The 23,724-nt window shown below is 55.7% G+C and carries 17 protein-coding genes; 5 read left to right on the plus strand and 12 right to left on the minus strand.

Going from position 1 to position 23,724, the window contains the following annotated elements:
• The first annotated feature begins 77 nt into the window (after positions 1 to 77).
• The gene (locus tag ACI1P1_RS10755) at positions 78 to 1,001 is read left to right on the plus strand and encodes a DNA polymerase domain-containing protein (protein WP_416216383.1); all 924 of its coding nucleotides are present in this window, start codon (positions 78 to 80) and stop codon (positions 999 to 1,001) included.
• A gap of 7 nt (positions 1,002 to 1,008) precedes the next feature.
• Here the strand turns inward: ACI1P1_RS10755 and cls are convergent, their stop codons facing one another.
• From cls to ACI1P1_RS10770, 3 genes are all read right to left on the minus strand, one after another.
• A complete protein-coding gene (cls, locus tag ACI1P1_RS10760) occupies positions 1,009 to 2,436 on the minus strand; it encodes a cardiolipin synthase (protein WP_416216384.1) in 1,428 nt (475 codons plus the stop codon).
• A 172-nt stretch (positions 2,437 to 2,608) separates the two neighbouring features.
• Complete coding sequence (locus ACI1P1_RS10765; protein WP_416216385.1) at positions 2,609 to 3,559, minus strand: ABC transporter permease; 951 nt, start codon at positions 3,557 to 3,559, stop codon at positions 2,609 to 2,611.
• On the minus strand, positions 3,543 to 4,466 hold the full coding sequence (locus tag ACI1P1_RS10770) for an ABC transporter ATP-binding protein (RefSeq protein WP_416216386.1): 924 nt from the start codon (positions 4,464 to 4,466) through the stop codon (positions 3,543 to 3,545). The genes ACI1P1_RS10765 and ACI1P1_RS10770 overlap by 17 nt, the downstream gene beginning before the upstream one ends.
• Positions 4,467 to 4,908: 442 nt before the next feature.
• Between ACI1P1_RS10770 and ACI1P1_RS10775 the strand changes: the two genes are divergently transcribed.
• Positions 4,909 to 6,129 carry a sensor histidine kinase gene (locus ACI1P1_RS10775; RefSeq protein ID WP_416216387.1) on the plus strand — a complete coding sequence of 407 codons (1,221 nt, stop codon included), beginning with the start codon at positions 4,909 to 4,911 and terminating at the stop codon, positions 6,127 to 6,129.
• A gap of 63 nt (positions 6,130 to 6,192) precedes the next feature.
• Complete coding sequence (locus ACI1P1_RS10780) at positions 6,193 to 6,888, plus strand: response regulator (protein ID WP_416216388.1); 696 nt, start codon at positions 6,193 to 6,195, stop codon at positions 6,886 to 6,888.
• A gap of 20 nt (positions 6,889 to 6,908) precedes the next feature.
• Here ACI1P1_RS10780 and ACI1P1_RS10785 read toward each other — a convergent pair whose 3' ends face one another.
• Together ACI1P1_RS10785 and ACI1P1_RS10790 are read right to left on the minus strand one after the other, a co-directional pair.
• On the minus strand, positions 6,909 to 8,096 hold the full coding sequence (locus tag ACI1P1_RS10785) for a class I SAM-dependent methyltransferase (RefSeq protein ID WP_416216389.1): 1,188 nt from the start codon (positions 8,094 to 8,096) through the stop codon (positions 6,909 to 6,911).
• 109 nt (positions 8,097 to 8,205) lie between these two features.
• Positions 8,206 to 8,706, minus strand: a complete 501-nt coding sequence (locus ACI1P1_RS10790; RefSeq protein ID WP_416216390.1) for a hypothetical protein — start codon at positions 8,704 to 8,706, stop codon at positions 8,206 to 8,208.
• A gap of 222 nt (positions 8,707 to 8,928) precedes the next feature.
• On the opposite strand from ACI1P1_RS10790, the gene ACI1P1_RS10795 reads away from it, so the two are divergent.
• On the plus strand, positions 8,929 to 9,084 hold the full coding sequence (locus tag ACI1P1_RS10795) for a DUF1540 domain-containing protein (RefSeq protein WP_416216391.1): 156 nt from the start codon (positions 8,929 to 8,931) through the stop codon (positions 9,082 to 9,084).
• Between the two features lie 559 nt (positions 9,085 to 9,643).
• On the opposite strand, the gene ACI1P1_RS10800 is transcribed toward ACI1P1_RS10795, so the two are convergent.
• The 4 genes from ACI1P1_RS10800 to ACI1P1_RS10815 form a co-directional block, all read right to left on the minus strand.
• Positions 9,644 to 10,297 carry an FMN-dependent NADH-azoreductase gene (locus tag ACI1P1_RS10800; RefSeq protein ID WP_416216392.1) on the minus strand — a complete coding sequence of 218 codons (654 nt, stop codon included), beginning with the start codon at positions 10,295 to 10,297 and terminating at the stop codon, positions 9,644 to 9,646.
• A gap of 156 nt (positions 10,298 to 10,453) precedes the next feature.
• Positions 10,454 to 12,298 (minus strand): CotH kinase family protein, encoded by a 1,845-nt coding sequence (locus tag ACI1P1_RS10805; protein WP_416216393.1) that lies wholly within the window; start codon positions 12,296 to 12,298, stop codon positions 10,454 to 10,456.
• An 18-nt stretch (positions 12,299 to 12,316) separates the two neighbouring features.
• A complete protein-coding gene (locus ACI1P1_RS10810; protein WP_416216394.1) occupies positions 12,317 to 12,991 on the minus strand; it encodes a DUF4956 domain-containing protein in 675 nt (224 codons plus the stop codon).
• A gap of 2 nt (positions 12,992 to 12,993) precedes the next feature.
• On the minus strand, positions 12,994 to 13,701 hold the full coding sequence (locus ACI1P1_RS10815; RefSeq protein WP_416216395.1) for a polyphosphate polymerase domain-containing protein: 708 nt from the start codon (positions 13,699 to 13,701) through the stop codon (positions 12,994 to 12,996).
• A 185-nt stretch (positions 13,702 to 13,886) separates the two neighbouring features.
• Between ACI1P1_RS10815 and ACI1P1_RS10820 the strand changes: the two genes are divergently transcribed.
• On the plus strand, positions 13,887 to 15,143 hold the full coding sequence (locus ACI1P1_RS10820) for a purple acid phosphatase family protein (RefSeq protein ID WP_416216396.1): 1,257 nt from the start codon (positions 13,887 to 13,889) through the stop codon (positions 15,141 to 15,143).
• Between the two features lie 90 nt (positions 15,144 to 15,233).
• Here ACI1P1_RS10820 and ACI1P1_RS10825 read toward each other — a convergent pair whose 3' ends face one another.
• From ACI1P1_RS10825 to gltB, 3 genes are all read right to left on the minus strand, one after another.
• Positions 15,234 to 16,817: a copper amine oxidase N-terminal domain-containing protein gene (locus ACI1P1_RS10825; protein ID WP_416216397.1), complete on the minus strand. Its 1,584-nt coding sequence runs from the start codon at positions 16,815 to 16,817 to the stop codon at positions 15,234 to 15,236.
• 550 nt (positions 16,818 to 17,367) lie between these two features.
• On the minus strand, positions 17,368 to 18,852 hold the full coding sequence (locus tag ACI1P1_RS10830; protein WP_416216398.1) for a glutamate synthase subunit beta: 1,485 nt from the start codon (positions 18,850 to 18,852) through the stop codon (positions 17,368 to 17,370).
• A gap of 109 nt (positions 18,853 to 18,961) precedes the next feature.
• Positions 18,962 to 23,560, minus strand: coding sequence for a glutamate synthase large subunit (gene gltB, locus ACI1P1_RS10835; protein WP_416216561.1), 4,599 nt, complete (start codon positions 23,558 to 23,560; stop codon positions 18,962 to 18,964).
• Positions 23,561 to 23,724: the final 164 nt, after the last annotated feature.

Consider the following 23,724-nt stretch of genomic DNA (forward strand, 5'->3'; position numbering starts at 1 on the left):
GGCTTCTTTCAATGCTTTTCGTCCTAAATGTCCTTAATTAGAGTTTGCAAACACGCCCAAGCAGGAGGAATGCCCGTATGCCGCCTTCCACCACGCGGCCGAAGCCGCACAAAACCGTAACCGGCACGGTGACCATCGAAGGCCACGAACTGACCATCACCAACCCGGACAAACCTCTCTACCCGGAGATGGGGGTCACCAAGCTGATTTATCTACAGAAGCTGATCGAGCTTGCCCCATACCTCCTGAGGTATACGAGGAACCGCTATTTAACCACCATCCGCTATCCGCATGGAGCAGGCGACCCTGATTTTTTTTACCAGAAAAATGCCCCGGAGCCCCTGCCGTCCTTCGTCCCTACAGCGGAGCTGTCGGGTATCCGGTACGTGGTGCTGGACTCCATCCCCACGCTGGTCTGGCTGGGCAATCTGGCATGCCTGGAGTTTCACCCGTCCCTGCACGAAATCGGATCAGAGCTTCCTGCGGAATGGCTTATCGACATTGACCCCAGCTTAGAGGAGGAGCCGCGGATTATGGAGGCCGCTTATCTGGCAGGTCAGGCCCTGGAGCGGATGGGCATCCAATCTGTCCCCAAAACCTCCGGAGCCACAGGAGTCCAGCTCTATATTCCGATCCCGCCAGGACAATATACCTTCGCCCAATTGCGGGAGGCGGGGTATTTCTTGGGGAAATATCTGGTGGAAAGCCACCCTAACCTGTTCACCATCGAACGGCTGAAGAAAAATCGCGGCGACCGGATTTATGTGGATTATCTGCAGCACTGGTACGGCAAAACCTTATCCGCTCCCTATACCCCGCGGGCCAAAGCCCACGCTACCCTTTCCACCCCGCTCTTATGGAGTGAGGTTGAGGCCAATTGCAGCCCGAAGGACTTCAACCTGTTGACCATCGGCCCGCGGCTGGCCCGGATGGGGGATCTAATCCAGAAGCTTGCGCCCCAATCCCTGGACCAGGTGCTGCGGTTCCTGAACAAGCTGTAGCAAGCCGTCAGAACAGCGGAGCCAGGAGTCTGGCGAGGCCTTCCCTGACTTTTTTCCAGCGGGGAAGCCCCTTGAATTCCGAAGCCTCCAGCTCCCGGCACCGGCGCAGATCCAGTTGGAACCGGCCTGCCAGCCTGGCCACCAGATGGCGGTCGAACAGCACTGCATTTTGCTCGAAATTGCTGAAGAAGCTGCGCATATCCATATTGGCCGTACCCACGGTAGCCAGCTTGTCGTCTACGATCAATACCTTGGCATGGATAAAGCCGCCCTGGTACAAAAAAACCTTTACCCCCACCTGCAGGAGCTCCTCCAGGTAAGAGAGGGAGGCCCAATACACTACCCGTGAGTCAGGGATGGCTGGCAGAATGATTCGCACATCCGCTCCGCTTAGGGCCGCGGTCTTCAGAGCCAGCAGGATGCCTCCCTCGGGAATAAAATACGGGGTAACCATCCACACCCTCCGTTCCCCTGCCGCTATTGCGGAAAAATACAGCTCCAGCATGGCGTCCCATTTGCTGTCGGGGCCACTGTTAAGAATCTGCACCAGCTCCTGGCCCTTCTGTTCCTGCTCGGGCAGAAAACGAGCTCCCTCCGGCAGCTGTCCCTTCGCTAGAAACCAATCCCGCAGAAAGGTGTATTGCAGACGGTACACCGCATCCCCATCCACCCGCATATGGGTATCCCGCCAAAAGCCCAGCTTCGGATCCTTCCCCAGATATTCGTCGCCAATATTGAAGCCTCCGAGAAAGCCGGTTCTGCCGTCTATTACTGTAATCTTGCGGTGGTTGCGGTAATTCAGCCGTTTGTCCAGGAGGGCCACCAGGGGCGGCAGGAAGCATCCCGTCTCCACACCCGCTTCCTCCAGACGCTCTATATACCCCTCGGCCAGACCCACACTGCCGATGCCGTCATACAACAGGCGGACCTCCACGCCTTCCCGGGCTTTTTTGATCATCATATCCCGGAACGCCCGGCCGATCCCGTCATCCCGGATGGTGTAATATTCCATATGAATATGGTCTTGTGCACCGTCCATAGCTTCCAGGAGCGCAGGAAAAAACTCCTTCCCTTCATGGTAAAATTCCACCGTATTGCCCCTGGTAATAGGTGCCCCCGGCAAATTTCCCAGCAGCCCCAGAAGCCGCGGCGCCCTCCCGATTTCCCGCGATTCCTCCGGATCCGGCCGGTAAAGGTCGGACAGCCGGTCCATCTCCCGGTGCAGCCTCTCCCAAGCTCCCTTGGGCAGCTGCTTGATCCGCCGCTTGTGCCGGTATTGCCGGGCGAGGAAATAATAAAGGCCAAGCCCCGCTACGGGCAGCACCAGAAGGATGACCATCCAGGCCAAGGCTTTGGCGGGGTGGCGGTGTTCCACAACCAGCAGTAGAACTGTTTGGAGAAGATACAGGCACAGCAGAAAGATGACCCAGAACAAAATATCCCCTCCCTATCGATTCCGTTCCGCAAGCGGTTCCCTGACAGAGTCGCCCGTTGAGGCCAGACTTTTAGTATTCCCCGCAGGCCGCAGGAGCAAACCATAAAAAACCGCCTCCGGCAAACGGAAGGCGGTTATCTGAAACAAGGTTTCGCGGGCGGAGCGTGTCGCCTCAGGCAGCCACGTCCCTTTTTTGGAAGATGGTCCAAGAGAGGAAGTTGAACAGCAGGAAGTATGCTACCAGCACAATAATGGAAAAGGTCATGTTCATGCCCTCCATCAGCGGCTTGCCCTCGATATATTGGGTAAGGTCCGTATTAGCGAACAGCCAGAACCGGCCCCAGCTCCAGTAGCTCACGAAGTTGGTGATCGCCTGCCCCAGGAATAAAAATAATAGCGACATGCTAATCGCCAGCGAGCTGCTGCGGAATACGGTGGAAATCATGAAGGCCAGGGTAACGATCATAATCAGTTCGATGCATTTCAGCCCGTATGTACTCATCACGTGCAGCACCATGCTGCTTTCCTGCACGGTCATATCCTTGGCCACATGGAGGTAAGGAGAGCCGATATCCGAGAACTGGTACAGCACACCGTTGACCAGGAAGGAGGAAACAAACAGCACCACCAGCAAAAGCAGGGAGAACATACTTACCGATATGTACTTGGACAAAAGAATTTTGGCCCGGCCCGCCGGACGGATCAGCAGCAGCTTGATGGTGCCTGTGGCGAATTCGCCCGCTACAATATCCGCTGCAATGACCACTGTAAAAATCGTAACCAGCTGAATCAGGATGGACATGGACAGCACCATACCCCACAGCGTGTTCTCCGACGGGGGAATATCATGATCCAGACGGTACTGGTCCAGCACAATGGAGCGCCTGATCTCCTCCTGCGCCAACACCGGAAGTCGGTTGCTCTCCTCCAGGTAAGCCTGGTTGGATTGCAGCCTGGCCTGGGCCCGGACCTCCCAGCCCTCATTGGTCCCCGTATCCGTCATTCTGCTGATAATGGAGAAGGAGCAGGAGATGGCCACGAGAATACCGATCAGTATCCAGGTGCGGAGACGGCGGTAAATCTTCATATTTTCATTTTGAAGCAGGCTAAGCAATTTGATCACTTCCCGTCATTTCCAGGAATTTGTCCTCCAGCGAAGTGGTGACCGGATGGATTCCAAAAATCTTCACCCCCGCATGGACCAAAAGAGCGGTGACATCGGCGATTTCCTCCCGGTCCAACTGCAAAACAATGCCCTCCTGCTGGAGCTCCGCCGGGTAGGCCCCGTCTTTCTGGGCCAGCACTTGATGCGCCAGCTTGGTGTCCGATACCTCGAAGACCACGGTGCCGCGCCCTCCCTCCTGGACCAGCTCCTTGGTGGTGCGCACATCCACCAGACGCCCGTTCTGGATAATGGCCACCCGGTCGCACATCAGCTCCATCTCCGAGAGGAGGTGGCTGGACACGATAACCGATACTCCTTCATCACGGGAGAGCTGGCGGAGGTAATCCCGCAGCTCGCGGATTCCGGCAGGATCAAGACCGTTGGTGGGTTCATCGAGAATCAGCAGCCTTGGCTTATGGAGCACTGCCTGGGCAACGCCCAGCCGTTGGCGCATGCCCAGAGAATAGGTTTTCACCTTGTCATGGATCCGGTTCTCCAGCCCCATCAGCTTGACTACCTCGGCAATCCTGTGATGGGTGATGCCGGGCACCATACGGGCATAATGGACCAGGTTGTTCCATCCGGACAGAAACTTGTACATTTCCGGATTTTCCACGATGGCTCCTACCTGCTTGATCGCCTTCTCAAAATCAGTATGGATGCTGTGCCCGCCGATGAGAATATCTCCCTCGGATAAGGACATCAGCCCCACCATCATCCGGATGGTGGTGGTTTTACCCGCTCCGTTAGGTCCCAGGAAGCCAAAAACCTCCCCCTGGGGAACCTGAAAGCTTAATTTATCGATGATCGTTTTGCCGCCGATTCTTTTGGTGACATTCTGCAGCGTAACAATGGGTTCGTTCATGTCTACCTCCTGTGTCTCGATTGCCTGATGGGATGCGCCGGTTTCCGGCTAAGGAGCTGCGAGGAAATTAGTACCCGCTTTTGCTTACAAAATCTCCACGGTTTTGGGAGTTTTGTCGGCAAATTAGCGGTACTTTATTTCGTCACAGTCTCTATCCTTGCCGCTCCGGCACGCCTGCCTTGCAACCGTATATCCATCTCAAGAAGGCACAATCTCTCGCTGTGGAACGGTTTTACCAATTGCTGTCATCTATCATAGCGCGTTATCGTCTTTTTGCATAGTCTCCTTTCCCAACAGTGGCCCAGTCCGGTCACATGACCGCGCTCACTTCAGGTTTAGGCCGGAATTTAGTACAATGGTGTAAAAACAATCCCCCAAAAGTGACGCGATGCTTCCAGGCAAATCCGGACATTTTGGGCGGGTTCCCCGGGAGAATACGCGTATGGTGATCGAAAGACGGGCCTGGCAGTGGCTGGACTGGGTGATGCTGGGTGTGCTTACCTCCGGTCTGGCCATAGGGCTTCTATATGTAGCGACAATTCCGCAGCTGACCGGATTTCCGGAGCGGGCCGGATATATGCTGGCGCTTATGGTCTGTTATTTTGCCCCGCTTTTGTTTTGGCACCCAGGCTACACCCATCTGTGGGCGCTGCCCTTCAGTGTACTGGTTACCAGCGGCCTCTTCAGTATATTCGCCACGTTTAAATACGGGGAAATGACCAACTTGGTTACAGTCGCTCTTTTGCTGCTGGGTTTCCATTCCCGCAACTGCTATATCCTGGTGGTGAACATTTTTCTGTATGTGCTGGGCTTTCCGATCCTGCTGTTATGGATGGCTTATCCGGACGGCTTCGACCTGGCCACCGCGATTACCGCCTGCCTCAATTCCGGCATCCTGCTGGGATTAGGTCTGGGCATTCATAAAATCTGGTACTCCCATTACAGCGTCAAGCAGCTATACGAGGAGAATCTCCGGGTTTACCGGCTGGTCCAGGAGCAAAACCGGGTTCTGGAGCAATACTCCAGCCAGGTGGAAAAGCTGACGGTCGCCGAGGAACGCAACCGGATGTCCAGGGAGCTGCACGATACGGTAGGACATACCTTCACTACGGTTATTATGGGTATGGATGCCGTCTCCTACCTGCTGGAGGTCAATCCCGCCGTGGCCCGCGAAAAGCTGGATGTGCTCCGGCAGGTGGCACGCAACGGCTTGGAGGAGGTCCGGCGCAATATCCACCAGATGGCTCCGCCGGAGGAGGAGGGCAGCTTCGCCGCCCAGCTGGAACAGATGGCCAAGGACTTCGGTGTGAATACCGGGACGGAAATCCATCTGACCACCTCCGGAGAGGGTTACGAGCTGCCCAGACAGGCGCAGCTGACCATGATCCGCTGCCTTCAGGAGGCGCTGACCAATTCCAAACGCCACGGGCAGGCATCCTCGATCCGCATTCACGCCGATTATGCCCCCAGCCGCTATACCCTGACCATTTCCGATGACGGCATCGGCAGCGGGGACGTGCAGCCCGGGTTTGGGCTGTCGGCCATGGAGGACCGGCTGTCCGCGCTGCAGGGCCGTCTCCAGGTGCTGCCCTCGGCCCAGAAGGGCATTACGGTGGTGTGCAGCATTCCCGTCCTGAGAAGCCCGGGCCCAGACGGATTGTAAGCTTACGGTATCCGGCAGGACGTTAGCCGGCGGCCTATTACATCAATAAGGAGGCGCAAGGCCATGAACGAGATCAGATTACTGCTTGCGGACGACCAGGATTTGATCCGGGAGAGCCTGCACATTGTGCTGGACATGGACCCGGAGATTCAGGTGGTGGGATTGGCCGAGAACGGAAGCAAAGCGGTGGAGCTGTGCGCAACGGCCTCTCCCCACGTGGTCCTGATGGACATCCATATGCCCGAAATGAACGGTGTGGAGGCTACCCGGCTGATCAAAGCCCAGTATCCGGAAATCCGCGTGATCATCCTGACCACGTTTCAGGAGATCCACTACGTGGTGGACGCCTTGGGAGCAGGTGCGGAAGGGTATCTCCTGAAGGCCATCCATCCCCGGGATCTGATTTCCGGGATCAAGTGGGTCCACAAGGGCGGGACCCTGATTCCCCAGGATATCGCCAAGATGATGGTGGCGCATCTCCAGGGGACTGCCTCCACGGATAACCGCGGAGCCGCCCATGCCCCCTCTGCCTCCGTCCATGAGGAGCAAAGCCGCTCAGGCACTTCCTACGGGCTCAGCGACCGGGAGCAGCAGGTGCTGGAATGCATCGCTGACGGGCTGAACAACCGTGAAATTGCGGAGCGGCTCTATTTGTCCGAAGGAACAGTCAAAAACTATATTTCCAGCATTTATTCCAAAATGGATGTGCGCGACCGGATTCAAGCGGCCAAAAAGGCCCAAGACGAGGGAATGGTTTAGGACGTGTTTGCAAACCCGCCCTAGGCCTCGTCCAGCACCGGCTTCAGAATATCCACCAAGGCCCGCTCCAGATACGGCTCCGCATGCAGCATATCCCGGAAGGCCAAGTAAGACCGTGCCTGGGCCGCAAGCTTCTTGCGGTCCGGCGAAGGCTGGCGCACTGCGCGGATCAGAATATTTTTGGGCGTGTGCTCCATATCAATGAACTCCAACAGCTGCGTCCTGTAGCCGGCCAGCTCCAAGAGACTGGCCCGCATGGAATCCGTAGCCAAAGCCGCGAAGCGCTCCTTGACTAGACCATGGCTCAGCATGGGCGACAGCAGCTCATTCTTGATCTGCCGGTTCAGCTCATGCTGGCAGCAGGGCACGGACAGGATCACGCCGGCGTTCCAGCGCACCGCTTTTTCCAAAGCCGCATCTGTTGCTGTGTCGCAGGCATGGAGGGTGACCACCATGTCCGCCTGCTCCGCTCCTTCGTATTGGCTGATGTCCCCGGTCTGGAATTGCAGACCGGCATAGCCGAATTCCTCAGCCAGCGCCGAGCAGTGGGTTATAACATCGGCCTTCAGGTCCAGACCCACAATCTCTGCCTTCATGCCGCGAACCGCCACCAGATAATGATACAAGGCAAAGGTCAGATAGGACTTGCCGCAGCCGAAATCCACAATCCGGACCACCCGGTCTTGGGGCAAATATTCCACAACGTCCTCAATCATCTCCAGGTAGCGGTTGATCTGGCGGAACTTGTCGTACTTGGGGGCCAGAACCTTGCCCTCCTTGTTCATCACCCCCAGCTTCACCAGGAACGGTACCGGAACACCCTCCTCCAGCAAATACTGCTTTTTGCGGTTATGCCCCAGCTCCGCCTGCTGCTTGGTCGCTGCCTTGCGCAGGATGGTCACCTTGCCCCGTTTGTCCACCAGCACCTGGTAGTCCGCCTCCGCCGTTTGCAGAAGTCCCTGCTTAAAATGCCCCTCCAGCCACTCCGCCAGGTTGGCCGCGGCTTCATCCGGGGTCACATTTTCATGATAGGCCTTGGGCCCGATGGTTTTCTCCAGCTGGACCATCCGCTCCCCCTTCAGAAGCACCGGCTTTGCCTTCAGCTTGGAGGGTAACCCTTCCGCTTTGTTCCGGGGATTGCTGAGTACCGCGTGAAGCAGCTTGCCTTCTCCGCACAGTTCCTCCGTCAGCTTTCTCAACTCTTCCATTCCAGCACGTCCTTTGTATGTGTAAGCTTATGTAGCGCATTTTTGTGGGGGCTCCCCCAAAAGTACCTGAAATCACTGCAAAGCAATACATCACTTTTTGGGGGTTTTTTTATCGGATTGCCCGTTTTCGGTGGGCGTAAATCCAGGTTTTTTTGATTTCCTTCATCAGATCGTCCTCGGCTTCCAGAACACGATCCACATAGGCGTCGAAGGTGGCAAAACGCTCCGGCTCCACAGGCAGCGGCTCTGTGCCCTCCCCGAGGAAAAGCTGACCCTGCAGACGGTAAGCCAGATTATGAGCCAGCTTCATCAGCAGGAAATCCTCCCAGGTGGTGGCATCCTCCTCCCGGGCAACCAGAAGCTCGGGAGCTCCCGTTGGACCCTGCTCGCAGGCTAAAAGAATGCCCTGCAGACGGTATAGAATCTCAGGCAGCAGCAGCCAGCCTTCTTTTCCCCCAAATGGCGGAACCAGCATTTCTCCTGTGGGAATCAGCTCACAGCCCCATTCCCCGGCAATCTCCCGGGCAACCGGAAGCGCCGCCTGCAAGGACAATGCCTCAGCTCCATTAACGGGTTGTACAGGTGTCCGGCAAATCCGCAGGTTCATCATAACGGCTCTCCCCCTTTTCTTCGTGCGCCAATGGGTTCATTATACAAACTCTTTGAAAAAAATGAAAACGGCCTGATGCGGTAAACAGCAAAAAAACCTCCTAAGCATGCTCAGGCAGGCTTTTGGGGGCAGGTCATAAGGAATTACCCGGAAAATCCGGGCCGTATGTATAACGTCCCCCCGGTTGCGACCATCCTACTTGTGAGGGGAGGTGAATCACCGATGGCAAAAGACGTAGTGTGCGAAGTTAATTCCTGCAAATACTGGGCAAACGGTAATCTTTGCAGAGCATCCTCCATCAAAGTTACCCACCACCGCGGCAAACAAGCCTCCAATTCCGAAGAAACCGATTGTAGAACCTTTGAGCCCAAGGTCTGATGACCGGAAGAGCGGCAGCGCCACTGCCGCTCTTCTTTTTTTGGGACAGCTGGGAGGAGAGCGCCGCGGTTGGCGGACAGTGCCTGGTAAAGGACATGGTAAAGGGCCTGTTACAGGCACTGGTAATAGTATAGCCATTATTGAGAATGATTATCACTTATGTGCTGTAAAAAGATGCGGGCGGGACGGGCTGGTACTTGTTTGATATGGCTCCCTCGTGCGGGCGATAGGTTTTTTGGGTAAATGCTCCGCGGATATTCTAACGGCGGTGAGCGCCGCTATTTCCTGATTATGTGCCCCTCTCGGATTCTAACGGCGGCCAGAGCCGCTATTAGGGCCTTTTCACCGGATTTATGCGCAAAGGGCGGCCAATAAGGTCCGTAGCTTCCGTTAGAATTTTGGAAACACCTTTTAGGGCAGAATAGCGGCGCTCACCGCCGTTAGATTTTTTGCCCTATGGTTCTATACAAACCACCATCCCTATACCTATGCTAAGCCGCAAAAAGAAACCCCCAGCTTGTCCATACTGGACCTCCGGGGGTTATTGGTTTGTTAGCCTTTATGCTTTTCCCGCCAGGGAAAACCGGGCGGCTTTTTCCTTGGCCTCGGCAATGGCCTTTTGCTTGATGTCCTCGGCTTTGTCCGGGAAGGCGCTCATGCCTTCGACGAAGATGGCATCCACTTGGGTAACGCCGATAAAGTTGAGGATTTTCACCAGATAGCTGTGTCCGCTCTCCAGCGCCGCTGCCGGGCCTTCCGAATAAATCCCGCCGCGGGCCTGGATGTGCAGCGCCTGCTTGTTGTTCAACAGGCCCGCTGGGCCTTGTTCGGTGTACTTGAAGGTTTTGCCGGCGATACAGATGGCGTCGATGTACGCTTTCAGCACGGGCGGGAAGCTCAGGTTCCACATAGGAGTGACAAAAACATATTTGTCTGCGGCGACAAATTGGTCCACCAGCTCGTTGAGCTTGGTGATTTTGCTTTTTTCGGCCTCAGGCAGCTTGTCGAAAGCGGCGCCGGAGCGCAGTTGGCCCCAACCGCTGAACACGTCGGCATCAATATGCGGAATGCCCAGCTTGTACAGGTCCAAGTGCACCACATTGTCTTGGGGATGCTTCTCTTTGTAGGCGTCGACGAAGGCCTTGCCGACAGCCAGACTGTAGGACATTTGGTGGTCCAGCGGATGGGCGGTAATATACAGCAATGTAGCCAATGGAATTCTCTCCTTTTTTTGTGGGAATGAGGATGTTGTTGTTCATGTTCCTCTTTGAGTGTTCGCTCTTTCCGTGGAAAATATTATCCACGACTGCGGCAAATCCGAAAGCAAAAGCCAGCCCCGGACATAACTCCGGAGCTGGCTGCCTTCATGTTAGTGCTGGCGCCTGAATCGCAGGATAAACCAGCTGGCCGCCAGCATCACCAGCAGCAGTGCTCCTGCTGTTACAGCCTCGCTGAAGCCGCCTGTCTGGGCTGCCTGCTGGCCGCCGGGGCCGCCCGGCATTCCGGGCATGCCGCCTTGAGGGCCGCCGCCTTCACCGCCGAAATCCGGCGGTATCATTTGGCCACCCTGCTGCTGGCGTCCGCCTGGGCCGTTCTGCTGGGGGACTCCGCCCTGCTGTTGGCCGTCGCGGTTACCCTGCTGCGGGATTCCACCCTGCTGCTGGCCATTTTGGCCGTTCTGCTGGCCGTTGGTTTCCCCTGCGCCGCCTCTCATCCCGCCCATGCCTCTGCCGCCGCCCATTCCTCCGCCGCTGCCCTGTCCATTGTTAGTAGAAGCAATGGTTCCGTTCAGCTGCTGAATGACACTGGTGATCATGGTGGTGTTGGCGGTTTTCAGCTGCTCCACTCCCTTGAGATACTCCTCGTAAGTGTAAAAGGAGGTGGGATCATTCTCCACATAAGCGGAGATTTTCGCGGCGAGCCCATCTACCTTGGCATTAAACTTTGTTTCCGAGAGGAAGCCTTCACTGATTTCCTTCAGAATGGCGTGGTAACGCTCCTTATACTCGTCCACCGCCAGCAGCTTGGCAATCAGCGGCCGTTCGGCCACGGCGCCTTGGGTAGGCTCATCGATGAGCACCGAAGCGCCCGTTGCCGTCTGGGCGTTTTGACCCCCCATGCCGGGCTGCTCGGCTTGTCCGTTGCCTTGCTGCGCTGCTCCCGCGTTGGCCTGTGCCTGGCCAGCCGCATCCGCACCGTTGGCATTCCCTTCTCCCGTCGGGACGTTTTGACCGCCCATACCTCTGCCGCCCATACCACCCATGCCGCCGCCCATACCTCCGAAGGCCATGTTATAGTCCCAGGGCAGGACGTTGAAGATACCTTCATCCTCATACAGATAATAATTCTGCTTGTTGGACCCCAAATAACTGTCCATATTGTTGGTTGCCACATTCAGTGCAATGTACTTGAGCACATTGTCTACATTCAGCACGGACTCATAATCGGTGCCGTTGTTCAGCTCCTCCAGCATCTCAATGAGAACATCCCCGTTGGAGGACTTGGACTTTTGCGCCAGCCCCGTATACTTGGAGAGATCGTCTCCCAGCCAGGACAGGTCACTGCCAACACCAGTCATCTCGCCTTTGTACAGAGCACCGTAGGAGTTGCCGAAGTTCCGCTCCAGATAAGCATCGCCCACCTGCTCCACGGCCAGATAGAAGCCCCACAGCTTTCCGTTGATGTAGACGTTGACGTAGGAATGGCCAGGTGTAGGCAGCCCCATCTCCTCCGCCAGCTCGTAGGTCAGGAACTCCCGCATATACGAGGCATCGCTGTAATTGTTATTCAGATTGATTTTACTGATGCCAGCCAACGTTTGGTTATCCACATATTCATCAAAGGACAGCTTGAAGCTGTACCGGTCAGAGTCTTGCATCTGGACCACGCTGCGCAGGCTCAAATTTCCCTTGGTGCGGATTCCCACGTTGTCGAATTTGGTCCCGTTGTACTCCACCGAGGCCATTTTGTATTCCTCCAGGGAGGCATTGTCCAGCATGTCCTGGAAATCCGCCTCGTCCACAGTAATCTTTACATCAATAACCTTTTCCTTGGGAAAAACCGTTTCCGACAGCTCCTCCGCCGTTTTTCCCGAATAGGCATTTGCCGGTACGGTTAAGGCCTCTTGGCTGCCGGAGTATTTTCCGTACAGCCCCACCGCCAGCATCACCACAAACAGTATCACCAGCACAGGTACCGCCGTTTTGGATTTCATCTGCATTCACCGCCGTTATTAGGATACATAATCGCCGCTATAGCTGATCAGCACGGCGTTCTTGACTCCGTCAACAGCAGAAACACGATTGACGAATTGAGCCTCCTTTTCCTTCACACGGATCTCGATGGTCAGCTCCACGTTGCCGCGGGACACGGTTTTTTGCTTCAGGTTAAAGCGTTTGGCTTCGCCTTGAACGGCCTTCATCACATGGGTTTCGCTTTCGTCGCTGTCGCAGTTCACGACCAGCAGGTACGGGGTTTCGAAGGATGCTTTTTTGATAAAGATGAACATAACCAGACCGATCACGACAGAAGCTGCCAAGGCCAAGGAATAGAATCCTGCACCCGTTACAATACCCACAGCGGCGGCCCAGAACAGGAAGATCAGATCAGTAGGGTCCTTGATGGGCGTTCTGAAGCGGACGATGGACAGGGCCCCGACCATACCCAGGGACAGCACCAGGTTGGAGTTAACGGCAATGATCACCATGGACGTAACCATTGTCATTCCGATGAGAGAAATGTTGAAGCTTTTGGAATAAAGCACCCCGCTGAAAATCCGCTTATACAGGATGTAGATGAAGAAACCCAGCAGGAATGAGATGGACATGGTGATGATGATTTTGCCGATATCGATGTTTGCCGTGAAATTATCCATTACCGAGTTTTTGATCATGTCTGTAAAGTTCATCGTTATTGATCCTCCCAGGAGTTCATTTTAATATACTTGCGGCAAATCACATACTTGGAGGCTGACTGACGCTGCAAACCCTCCATTTGCAGAGCATCCCGGATGTAACCGGGGAGATATTCGTCGAATTTCACTTCGAGAATGATGAAATTTTCATCTAGCGCACGGACGGCTCCCAGCTCCGTATCGAACAAATCCGTACTGCTCAAGCCGCTCCGCAGCTCCTTGTCGAAGGTAATGCGGACGTTGCCGTTGGCGCAGACATAAGGCTCCCGGACATAATCTACGATCACCTTGGGGCGGAGCAGCCGGTGCTTCATTTCATCGTACAATTCGGCGAACAGCGGCTTGTCCGGAACGTTCAAAATCTCAATATTCCCGTGCAGCAGCTCATCGACCATACTGCGGGTGAGGGACTCCTTTACCTTGGCAATGTACTCGTTTTTCTTGATTTTTTTCTCAAAATGGATGACCTTGTCTTCCATGTTGTAAATGCGGATCCGGTATTTCACCCGGTCGCTGACACCGCCCAGCTTCTCATCCAACGCCGTATTGCCGATATCGTCAAAATATAGGCTGCGAATATGGTATTCACCGTTAGGCCCGGCATGCTCATCGCGCTTCATCAAGGCCTTGAGGCGCTGCCGGATGGTAAAATACTGGTGGTAATTAATCATAAATTTCAGCTCGTTGCGATATTTAAGTCCCATGGTTGTGCACCCCGTTTCTGTGTGTCTTGGAGAAGGGAAGCGGCTTCCCTTGTTTCTTGAGACCATCATAACGGTTGTTTATGAATGTTGGTTTAAGGAAGACTGAATGTTCGCTGAATGTTATGCTTATGTTAACGGAATGTAAACGCCTCTTCGGAGCACTGCAAAAAACCAATGGAAGGAGAATGGCCGTGAAGTGGAATTCGATCGCCTTGTGGGCGGGGGTGGGTGCTGTTATCCTGGTCGCTGTGTTGCTGTCCACTCTCCAAAACCTTGGCAGCAGCGGAAAAAATGGCCCCTACTCCATTGGAATGACATTCCGCGGGGAAGCGTCAACGTCCCGCGCATTTACTTGGCGGTATGACCAGGGTGAGGCGGACGGTGTTCTGCAGGTGGCCCTAAGCCGCGATGGGCTGGTGAAGGATCAGGCGGACAAGCTGAGCTTCACCGCCTCCCGGGAAATCCGTACGGGGGAAAAGGGTAAGACCGAGGGGGTCTATCAGGCGGAGGCATCAGGTCTTAGCCCCACTACCGGCTATTGGTACCGGGTGGGAGATGCAGCGGCGGATGTGTGGAGTGAGCCGGCTTCGTTTACGACCGGGCCGGAGGCCGGAGCGGACGGGGAAGTGAGCTTTTTGCATGTGACGGACTCGCAGGGAGAGACGGAGGCGGACTTCCGCCTGTGGAGCCGCACCCTGGAGCAGGCGGTGAGGCAATTCCCCCAGGCAGCTTTCATCATGCATACAGGGGATCTGACGGAAAATCCGGAGGATCCGGCGGCATGGCGGCACTTTTTTGACCTGGCCCGGCCGGTCCTGTCCCGTCTGCCCTTAATGCCCACAACCGGCAATCATGATGAGGTGGATAACGATGCTCTGGAATACCGCTCCCGCTTTTTTCTGCCGGACAACGGAATCACCTCCAAGGATAAAGGCCCCAGCTATTCCTTCGATTACGGGCCAGTGCATATGGTTGTGCTGAACACGGAGTCGGATTTGAACAAGCAGCGGGATTGGCTGAAAAAGGACCTGGCCGCGTCGGCGGACAAGCCTTGGCGGATCGTAGCCATACACCGGGGCGCTTATGGGGGCAATAGGTACGACAAGCTGGAGGATTGGGTGAAGGTGTTCGATGAGTACCAGGTGGATCTGGTGCTCCAGGGGCATAATCATGAATATTCCCGTTCGTATCCCCTGCGCGGCGGCAAAGTGGTTGGCAACGGCGATGATCCCGTCCGGGAACGGACCGGTACTGTCTATGTGACGCCCAATACGGCAGGGCCGAAGTTTAACGACAAAAAGGAGGACCTGTTTTACCACAAGGTCCACTTCCAGAACAAGAAGCAGATGTTTGGCGGTGTTACCGTCGCCGGCAAGACGCTGACTTATGAGGCCTATGATGTGGACGGCCGCCTGCTGGACCGTTTTGTGCTGGAGCATTGAATATGTGTTATATGCCAAAAAAACCGGAGCTCACGAACGCTCCGGTTTTTTGGTGATCGGGTTGTTTGATCGGGTTAATAGTTGATCGTGTTAATCCAGGGTCACGATTATCGAAGAGGATTCCGCTTCCCACTGCAGGTTTGCACCCAGCGCTTCCGCTACACTCCGCAGGGGCACATAGAAGGAGCCTTGCTCCACCACTGCAGGACGCTCCAGGGAAAGGTCCGTTGAACCATTGAGGGCTGCTTTGCTGCTGCCTGCTGTCAGACGGATGCTGTGTTTCCCGTCAGCTGTAGTTAGAACCACGGATTGGCTGGCTGCATCCCAAGCCAAATCCATATCCAAATTGGCAGCCAGGGAACGGGCGGGAACCATGGTTACGCCGTTATCGCTGTAAGCCGCCCAGCCGGCAGTATATTCATCCAGCTCCTCCTGGGGCATCACGTAGAAATAACCGGTTTTGCGGGTAACGTGAAGATCATCCTTCAGGAATTTGTAGAGGGCCGACTCAGGCTTAATTGCCTCCAGCGCTTGTTCCGGACCGTCCAGCTTCATGAGATCCAGTGCCCCGGCAGTTGAGATGGTGTCAGCTTTCACCGTACCGTTCACATTCCAGTTTTCGAAGCTGCTTTTGACACGGATGGACTTCAGAGGGCTTGCGTCCGTTTCCGTCGGCGCCAGCAGCAGGTTAGCCACGGACTTGCGGACCTTCATGTTGTTGTCCACATACAAATCGACCGTCATGGAGGATTTGTCTCCCAGGAACTTCACCGCTTCCGTTCCTTCGCTGTCCAGCATGACCAGCAGAATAACCAAAAGCTGCTTGGCTTCCGTTTGGACAACCTCTACACCCTCCTCCTTATTCTGGAGGATGGAGCGGATGGCCCCGAGCACCGAGCTCAGCTCATCGTCACCACTCATATCCGCCGGAATGAAGCTGTTCACGGCGCCTTGAATCACATCATAGTATTGGGCAATAACTGCCTTCATGGCCTGGTCATCCTTCATCAGGTTCAGGATGAAGGTCCGCAGCAGCGGCAGAATGTCCTTGCCGTCCAGATCAGCGCGGACATGGTGCAGGTACACGCTTTCGCCGTTGATGGTTTCATTGCCGGACTCCAGCTTCAGCTTGGAGGGGTTGGGCATTTTGCCAAGGAGATATTCATACAGCGGTTTGATGTAATTGGGGTCTGCCGCCTTCTTCTGGAAGTCGGTCATCCATTTCATGTCTACGCCGTCGTACAGCCCTTCTCCAGTAGGATCGGCAAGATCCGTGGTGGAGATGGTAAAGGGTTTAGTGGCCCCTTCCGGCAGTACGGTCAGTGCCTCCGGAGATATGTATGCGGTAAAAGGAATCGACTTCTTAGCCACTTCTAACGCACCTTTTACCGAAGCCACTTGAGTGCTCTCCTGCTTAATGTGGTCGAAGCTCAGCTTCATTTGGCTGAAGGCCGCCATAGCCGCCGAGTCCGGGCCCGCTTCCTTCAGCGCAGCCTCATCCAGCTCCAGCGAAACCTCAACGGAGCCCTTGCCTTCCATCGTCTTCATATCGAAGGAGCTTAATAATGCCTTGTTCAAATCCACGCCGCCGATTGCTTGGCAGCCCCCGATCAGTCCTGCAATCAAACAGACTACTGCTAATAAAATTCCGTAACGCTTGGTTGTCCTTCTCATCCATCTGCCTCCTGTCAATAGAACCTGCTATACCATTTCCATACTTATGGATGGTTTTCCTTCTCTATACCTGTAAATCATGCCAAAAATGGTGCTTCGGTCCCGCGGGGGACGTTGAGGAGGAGCACCAGCACGATTTATCGCTTCGGCGGAACACGCGCAATCGTTGCTTCCGGACAGCCCCCGCCACCTCCCGGACGGCTAACGGAACTGAGCGACGCTTAGAGGCGGAAATTAGCTACCTCGGCGCGCTAATGGATCTTAGCGATGCTTAGAGGCCGAAATCCCCTTCTCGGGGCGCTAACGGAACTAGGAGGCTCTTAACCGGGGGAACCGGACCAAATTAGCTTAAAAATATGCGCTAAGAGGCGCTGAGTTCCGTTAGAAATCAAACGGGGCCCTTTTCTGCCGCTAAGCGCTTCTCAGTTCCGTTAGCGGTTCCGCCGCCCCTCCTGCAGCACCAAAAACCCCCGGAACACGCTGCTGCGTATCCCGGGGGTTGTGTGTTACAAGTGTTTAGTTGGTGCAAGTTGCAAGAAACTGCTGCAGCTTACGGCAGGTCAGTTGCACCCATCAGGAAACGGTCCACTTCACGCGCAGCCTCGCGGCCTTCGTTGATGGCCCATACCACCAGGGACTGGCCGCGGCGCATGTCGCCGGCGGCGAAGACACCTTCGACGCTAGTGGCATATTTGCCATAAGCAGCCTTGGCGTTGGTGCGCTCATCCTTCTCCACACCCAGTTGATCCAACAACTGGTTTTCCGGACCGGTGAAGCCCAGCGCCAGCAATACCAGCTGTGCCGGATATACCTTCTCGCTGCCGGGAACTTCCGTAGGAACAAACCGGCCGTTGCCGTCTTTTTTCCACTCGATAAGAACGGTGTGGACTTCCTTCACATGGCCGTTCTCGTCGCCCACAAAACGCTTGGTAGACACCAGGTAATCGCGGGGATCGCGGCCGTGTTTGGCTGCGGCTTCCTCTTGCCCGTAGTCCATCTTGAAGGTTTTGGGCCATTCCGGCCACGGGTTATTGTCTGCCCGGTGCTCGGGAGCCTTGGGCATAATTTCGAACTGGTGAACACTGTTGGCTCCATGACGGACAGAGGTAGCGATACAGTCGGTACCGGTGTCGCCGCCGCCGATGACGATCACATCCTTGCCGGCTGCGGAGATGTAAGCACCGTCGGCATGGTTGGAATCCAGCAGGCTCTTGGTGTTCTTATGCAGGAATTCCATCGCCAGATGGATACCTTTCAGCTCGCGGCCTTCCGTGGGAAGGTCGCGTCCCTTGGTGGCGCCGCCGCACAGGACAACCGCGTCAAACTCGGACTTCAGCTTTTCCGCCGGATAGTCCTTGCCTACTTCTGTGTTGGTGACGAAGGTAACGCCTTCCTCCTCCAGCAGCTTCACGCGGCGTTCCACAAGAGACTTCTCCAGCTTCATGTTGGGAATACCGTACATCAGAAGCCCGCCCGGACGGTCGGAGCGCTCGAACACGGTAACGGTGTGTCCGGCTTTGTTCAATTGGGCAGCGGCCGCCAGCCCGGAAGGACCGGAGCCGATAACGGCTACCTTCTTGCCGGTGCGCTTAGCCGGAGGCTGGGCCTTGATCCAGCCTTCTTCGAAGCCCTTATCCACGATAGACCGCTCAATATTCTTGATAGTGACAGGGCTATCGTTCAAGCCTACCGTACAGGAGCCCTCGCAGGGAGCGGGGCAAACCCGGCCGGTAAACTCGGGGAAGTTGTTGGTTTTGTGCAGACGGTCCAACGCCTCCCGCCACATGCCGCGGTACACCAGATCATTCCACTCGGGGATCAGATTATGCACCGGACAGCCGGCAGCCATACCGTTCAGAAGCTTGCCCGTATGGCAATAGGGAATACCGCAATCCATGCAGCGTGACCCTTGGGTGCGAAGCTTCGACTCTTCCATATGCTCATGAAATTCCTGATAATGGCCGATTCTTGACAAAGGCGACTCATCCACAGGGAGTTCGCGCTTGTATTCCAAAAAACCCGTAGGCTTTCCCATGGTTCTCCTCCTAAAAGCTTACTTCGCTAGAGCTTTCTTAATTAAGGGGTCCCCCAAAAGCGCCGGCCAGCCCTTTCGAAACTCCCGTCACTTTTTGGGGGGGATTGGTTTAGTTACCGCCAACACGGGCGGCGTCGCTCATGTTTTCCTTAAAGGCCGCCATAACCGCTTCTTCCTGGTTAAGCCCGGTCAGCTTGGCTTTTTCGATGGATTCGAACATCCGTTTGAAGTCCTTCGGAATCACCTTCACGAAGCTGAACACATTCTCTTCCCAGTTTTCGAGGATCCTCTGGCCAACGGAGCTGCTGGTGAACTTCACATGGTTGCGGATCAGGGTTTTCACCTCATTGATCTCGTACTGCTCGCTCAGTTCCTCCACATGGACCATTTCCTTGTTGATCTTGCTCTTAAAGCTGCCGTCGGCATCGTATACGAAGGCGATACCGCCGGACATCCCTGCGGCGAAGTTGCGGCCGGTCGGGCCCAATACAACCACACGGCCGCCGGTCATGTATTCACAGCCATGGTCGCCTACACCTTCGACAACCACACGCACACCGGAGTTCCGTACGGCAAAACGCTCGCCCGCCACACCGCGGATGTAAGCTTCACCCTCGGTTGCGCCGTAGAAAGCGGTGTTGCCGATGATAACATTCTCTTCCGGCACGAAGGAGGAGCGTTCGGGCGGGAAGATCACAATCTTGCCGCCGGAGAGGCCCTTGCCCACATAGTCGTTGGCGTCGCCTTCCAGCGACAGGGTTACACCCTTCGGTACGAAGGCGCCGAAGCTTTGGCCGGCGGAGCCGTTGAAGTGCAGCCGGATGGTATCGGCAGGCAAGCCCTCAATACCGTAGCGGCGGGTAACCTCGCTGCCAAGGATGGTGCCCACAACGCGGTTGACGTTGCGGATCGGCATAATGGCATGCACATTTTCCTTATAGTCGAGAGCCGGCTTGCACACGTGCAAGAGCTCCTTCATGTCGATGGACTTCTCCAGACCGTGGTCCTGCTCCATTTGGCAATAGGTGCCGTAATCTGCAGGAACTACCGGTTGATACAGAAGCGGAGACAGATCCAACCCCTTGGCCTTCCAATGGTTCACAGCCACAATGGCTTCAAGCGCGTCCGTACGTCCCACCATCTCTTCTATGGTACGGAAACCAAGCTCGGCCATCAGCTCACGAACCTCTTGAGCGATGAAGGTCATGTAGTTGACCACATGCTGCGGGTCTCCGGCGAATTTCGCACGAAGCTCCGGGTTTTGGGTGGCAATGCCTACCGGACAGGTATCCAGGTGGCAAACCCGCATCATTACACAGCCCAATGCGATAAGCGGCGTGGTGGCGAAGCCGAATTCCTCGGCGCCCAGAAGAGCGGCGATAACTACGTCGCGGCCGGTCAGGAGCTTGCCGTCGGTTTCCACGGTAATCCGGGAACGCAGATTGTTCAGGATCAGGGTTTGATGAGTTTCGGCCAGACCCAGCTCCCACGGCAGACCCGCATTGTGGATGGAGGTCTGCGGAGATGCGCCTGTGCCTCCATCATAACCGCTGATCAGTACCACGTCGGCTTTGCCCTTGGCTACACCGGCGGCGATGGTGCCTACACCCACCTCAGATACCAGCTTTACGCTGATCCGGGCACGGGGGTTGGCGTTCTTCAAATCGTGGATCAGTTCGGCCAGATCCTCGATGGAATAGATATCATGGTGAGGCGGCGGAGAGATCAGGCCTACGCCGGCAGTAACGCCGCGCACTTCCGCAACCCACGGGTACACCTTGCGGCCTGGCAGCTGTCCGCCCTCGCCGGGCTTGGCGCCTTGAGCCATCTTGATCTGAATTTCGTCCGCATTCACCAGGTAGTTGCTGGTAACGCCGAAACGTCCGGAGGCAACCTGCTTGATGGAGCTGCGGCGGGAATCGCCGTTGGCGTCCGGAATGAAGCGCTCCGGATGTTCGCCGCCCTCACCGGTGTTGCTGCGGCCGCCGATGCGGTTCATGGCGATAGCCATTGCCTCATGAGCTTCCTTGGAGATGGAGCCGAAGGACATGGCGCCGGTCTTGAAGCGCTTGAAGATCGCTTCCAGCGGTTCAACCTCATCCAGCGGGATGGAACGGCGGTCGTTCTTGAAGCCGAGCAAATTCCGTAGTGTGTATTTGACCTCGGGATCAGCATTGATCTTGGAGGAGAACTTCTTGTACAGACCGTAGTCCGCAGTGCGGCATGCGGTTTGCAGCGTGTAGATGGTCTCCGGGTTGTACATATGCTCTTCGCCTTCGGCACGCCATTGCAGCTGTCCGCCGGTTTCCAGCACACGTCCTGTGGTTTCTACCTGGGAGAAGGCCTTATGGTGGCGCAGCTCCACTTCCTTGGAGATGGTATCCAGATCGATACCTTCAATACGGGATGCGGTCCAGGTGAAGTACTTGTCGACAACAGCCTTGCTGATGCCGATGGCTTCGAAAATTTGGGCGCCGCGGTAGCTTTGTACCGTGGAAATCCCCATCTTGGCCAGAACCTTGGTTACGCCCTTCACACAGGCCTTCAGGTAATTGTAAGCGGCCTTCTCGTAGGTCAGGCCCTCCAGCATACCGTTTTTGACCATGTCCTTCAGGGACTCCAGAGCCAGGTACGGGTTCACGGCGCTGATGCCGTAGCCCAGCAGCAGAGCGAAGTGATGCACCTCGCGGGGTTCGCCGGATTCCAGCAGCAGGCTGACCTTGGTGCGTGTGCCTTCGCGGATCAAATGGTGATGCAGACCCGCTACAGCCAACAGCGCCGGGATACCGGCCAGGTCCTTGGAAATGCCGCGGTCGGTAAGGATCAGCAGGTTGGAACCAGCGGCGATGGCCGCATCGGCTGCCGCATACAGGTCCTCCATGGCTTTCTCCAAAGCGCCTGCACCGTCATAAACGGGATACAGGATCGGCAGATCGATGGAACGGAAGCCCTCCCGCTCTACATGCCGGAACTTGGCCAGATCCTCGTTGCCGATAATGGGGCTGGGGATCCGGATTTGGCGGCAGCTCTCCGGCTTCGGATTGATCAGATCGCCTTCAGGACCGATCGTGGTTTCCTGGGAGGTAATGATTTCCTCGAAGTTGGAGTCAATGGGCGGATTGGTTACTTGGGCGAACAATTGTTTAAAATAGCTGTATAATAGCTGCGGTTTCTCGGATAATACCGCCAGCGGGGCGTCATTGCCCATGGAGCCGATCGGATCCACGCCGGTTCTGGCCATCGCCTCCAGGAACTTGCGGTTGCCCTCGTAGGTATAACCGAAGGCCTGCTGGCGCTGCACCAGCGCTTCCGCTTCAGGAGCCGGGAGTTCGGGTGCGGCAGGCAGATCGCTCAGATTCACCAGATGCTGATCCAGCCATTCCTGGTACGGATGCTCGCTGGAAATGCGGCTCTTGATTTCGTCGTCGGAGATGATCCGGCCTTCCACGGTATCCACCAGCAGCATACGGCCGGGGCGGAGGCGGTCCTTCTTCACGATCTTGTCGGGAGCCAGATTCATTACGCCTACTTCAGAGGCCAATACGATCACATCATCGGTGGTGATGTAATAGCGGGACGGACGCAGACCGTTGCGGTCCAGCACCGCGCCGATAATCGAACCGTCTGTAAAGGCGATGGCGGCGGGGCCGTCCCACGGCTCCATCAGACAGCTGTGGTATTCGTAGAATGCGCGTTTTTGGGGATCCATGTTTTCATGCTTGGACCAGGGCTCGGGAATCATCATCATGGCTGCATGCGGCAGGGAACGGCCGGAGAGCATCATGAATTCCAGCGTGTTGTCGAACATCTGGGAGTCGGAGCCTTCATTATCGATAATCGGCATGATCTTCTGGAGATCATCTCCGAACAAGTCAGTATTGCACATGGCCTGGCGGGCATGCATCCAGTTCACATTGCCGCGCAGGGTATTGATTTCCCCGTTGTGAATCATGTAGCGGTACGGATGAGCCCGTTCCCAGCTGGGGAAAGTATTGGTACTAAAGCGGGAATGCACTAAAGCGAGTGCGCTCTTCAAATCAGGATTTTGCAGCTCGAGATAATACCCGTATACCTGCTCCGGCGTAAGCATGCCCTTATAAACAATGGTACGGCTCGAGAAGCTGGAATAATAAAACGGCTTGCCAAAATCGGTGGTAGCGCCCAGGTTTTCGGTGCGCTTGCGAATCACATACAGCTTGCGTTCGAAAGCAAGCTCATCCTTGCCTTCCAGGGCGGCGCTTGCGCCAATGAATAATTGGCGGACAAAAGGCTCTGCAGACTTGGCGAAATCGCCCAGCGAGGAGTTGTCAACAGGCAGGGTTCTCCATCCGATGACCGTCTGGCCTTCCTCCCGGACAACCTTCTCCACCATTTGCTCGCAGGCTTCGCGTGCCGAGGCATCCTGTGGAAGGAAAACCATGCCGACGCCGTATTTGCCGGGGGCGGGAAGCTCAAAGCCCAGCTCCTTCACCGCTTCGCGCAGGAAGCTGTCGGGAATCTGCAGCAGAATGCCTGCACCGTCTCCGGTATTGGCTTCGCTGCCCTGGCCGCCGCGGTGGTCCAAATTGCACAGCACCTGGAGCGCCTGGCTGACAATCTCATGAGATTTGCGGCCCTTGATATCGGCCACAAAGCCAATTCCGCAGGCGTCATGCTCATACTGCGGGTCATACAATCCCTGCTTGGGAGGCAATCCGTTTTGGGTCATCATTGTGCAACCTTTCCTTCTGTTTTTATTGGTTCCTGCCGATAAAAATTATTATTTCAGCAAGGGAAGAGTGATAGTATTTTTTTAATTTTAACATCCCATGTTAGCTGAATCAATTTAAAAATGTAATGAAAACCATCGCAAAAACAGATTATTGTAAGGGG

Origin of the sequence: Paenibacillus mesotrionivorans (genome assembly GCF_046098205.1) — a bacterium.
GTDB classification, from domain to species: Bacteria; Bacillota; Bacilli; order Paenibacillales; family NBRC-103111; genus Paenibacillus_AR; species Paenibacillus_AR mesotrionivorans.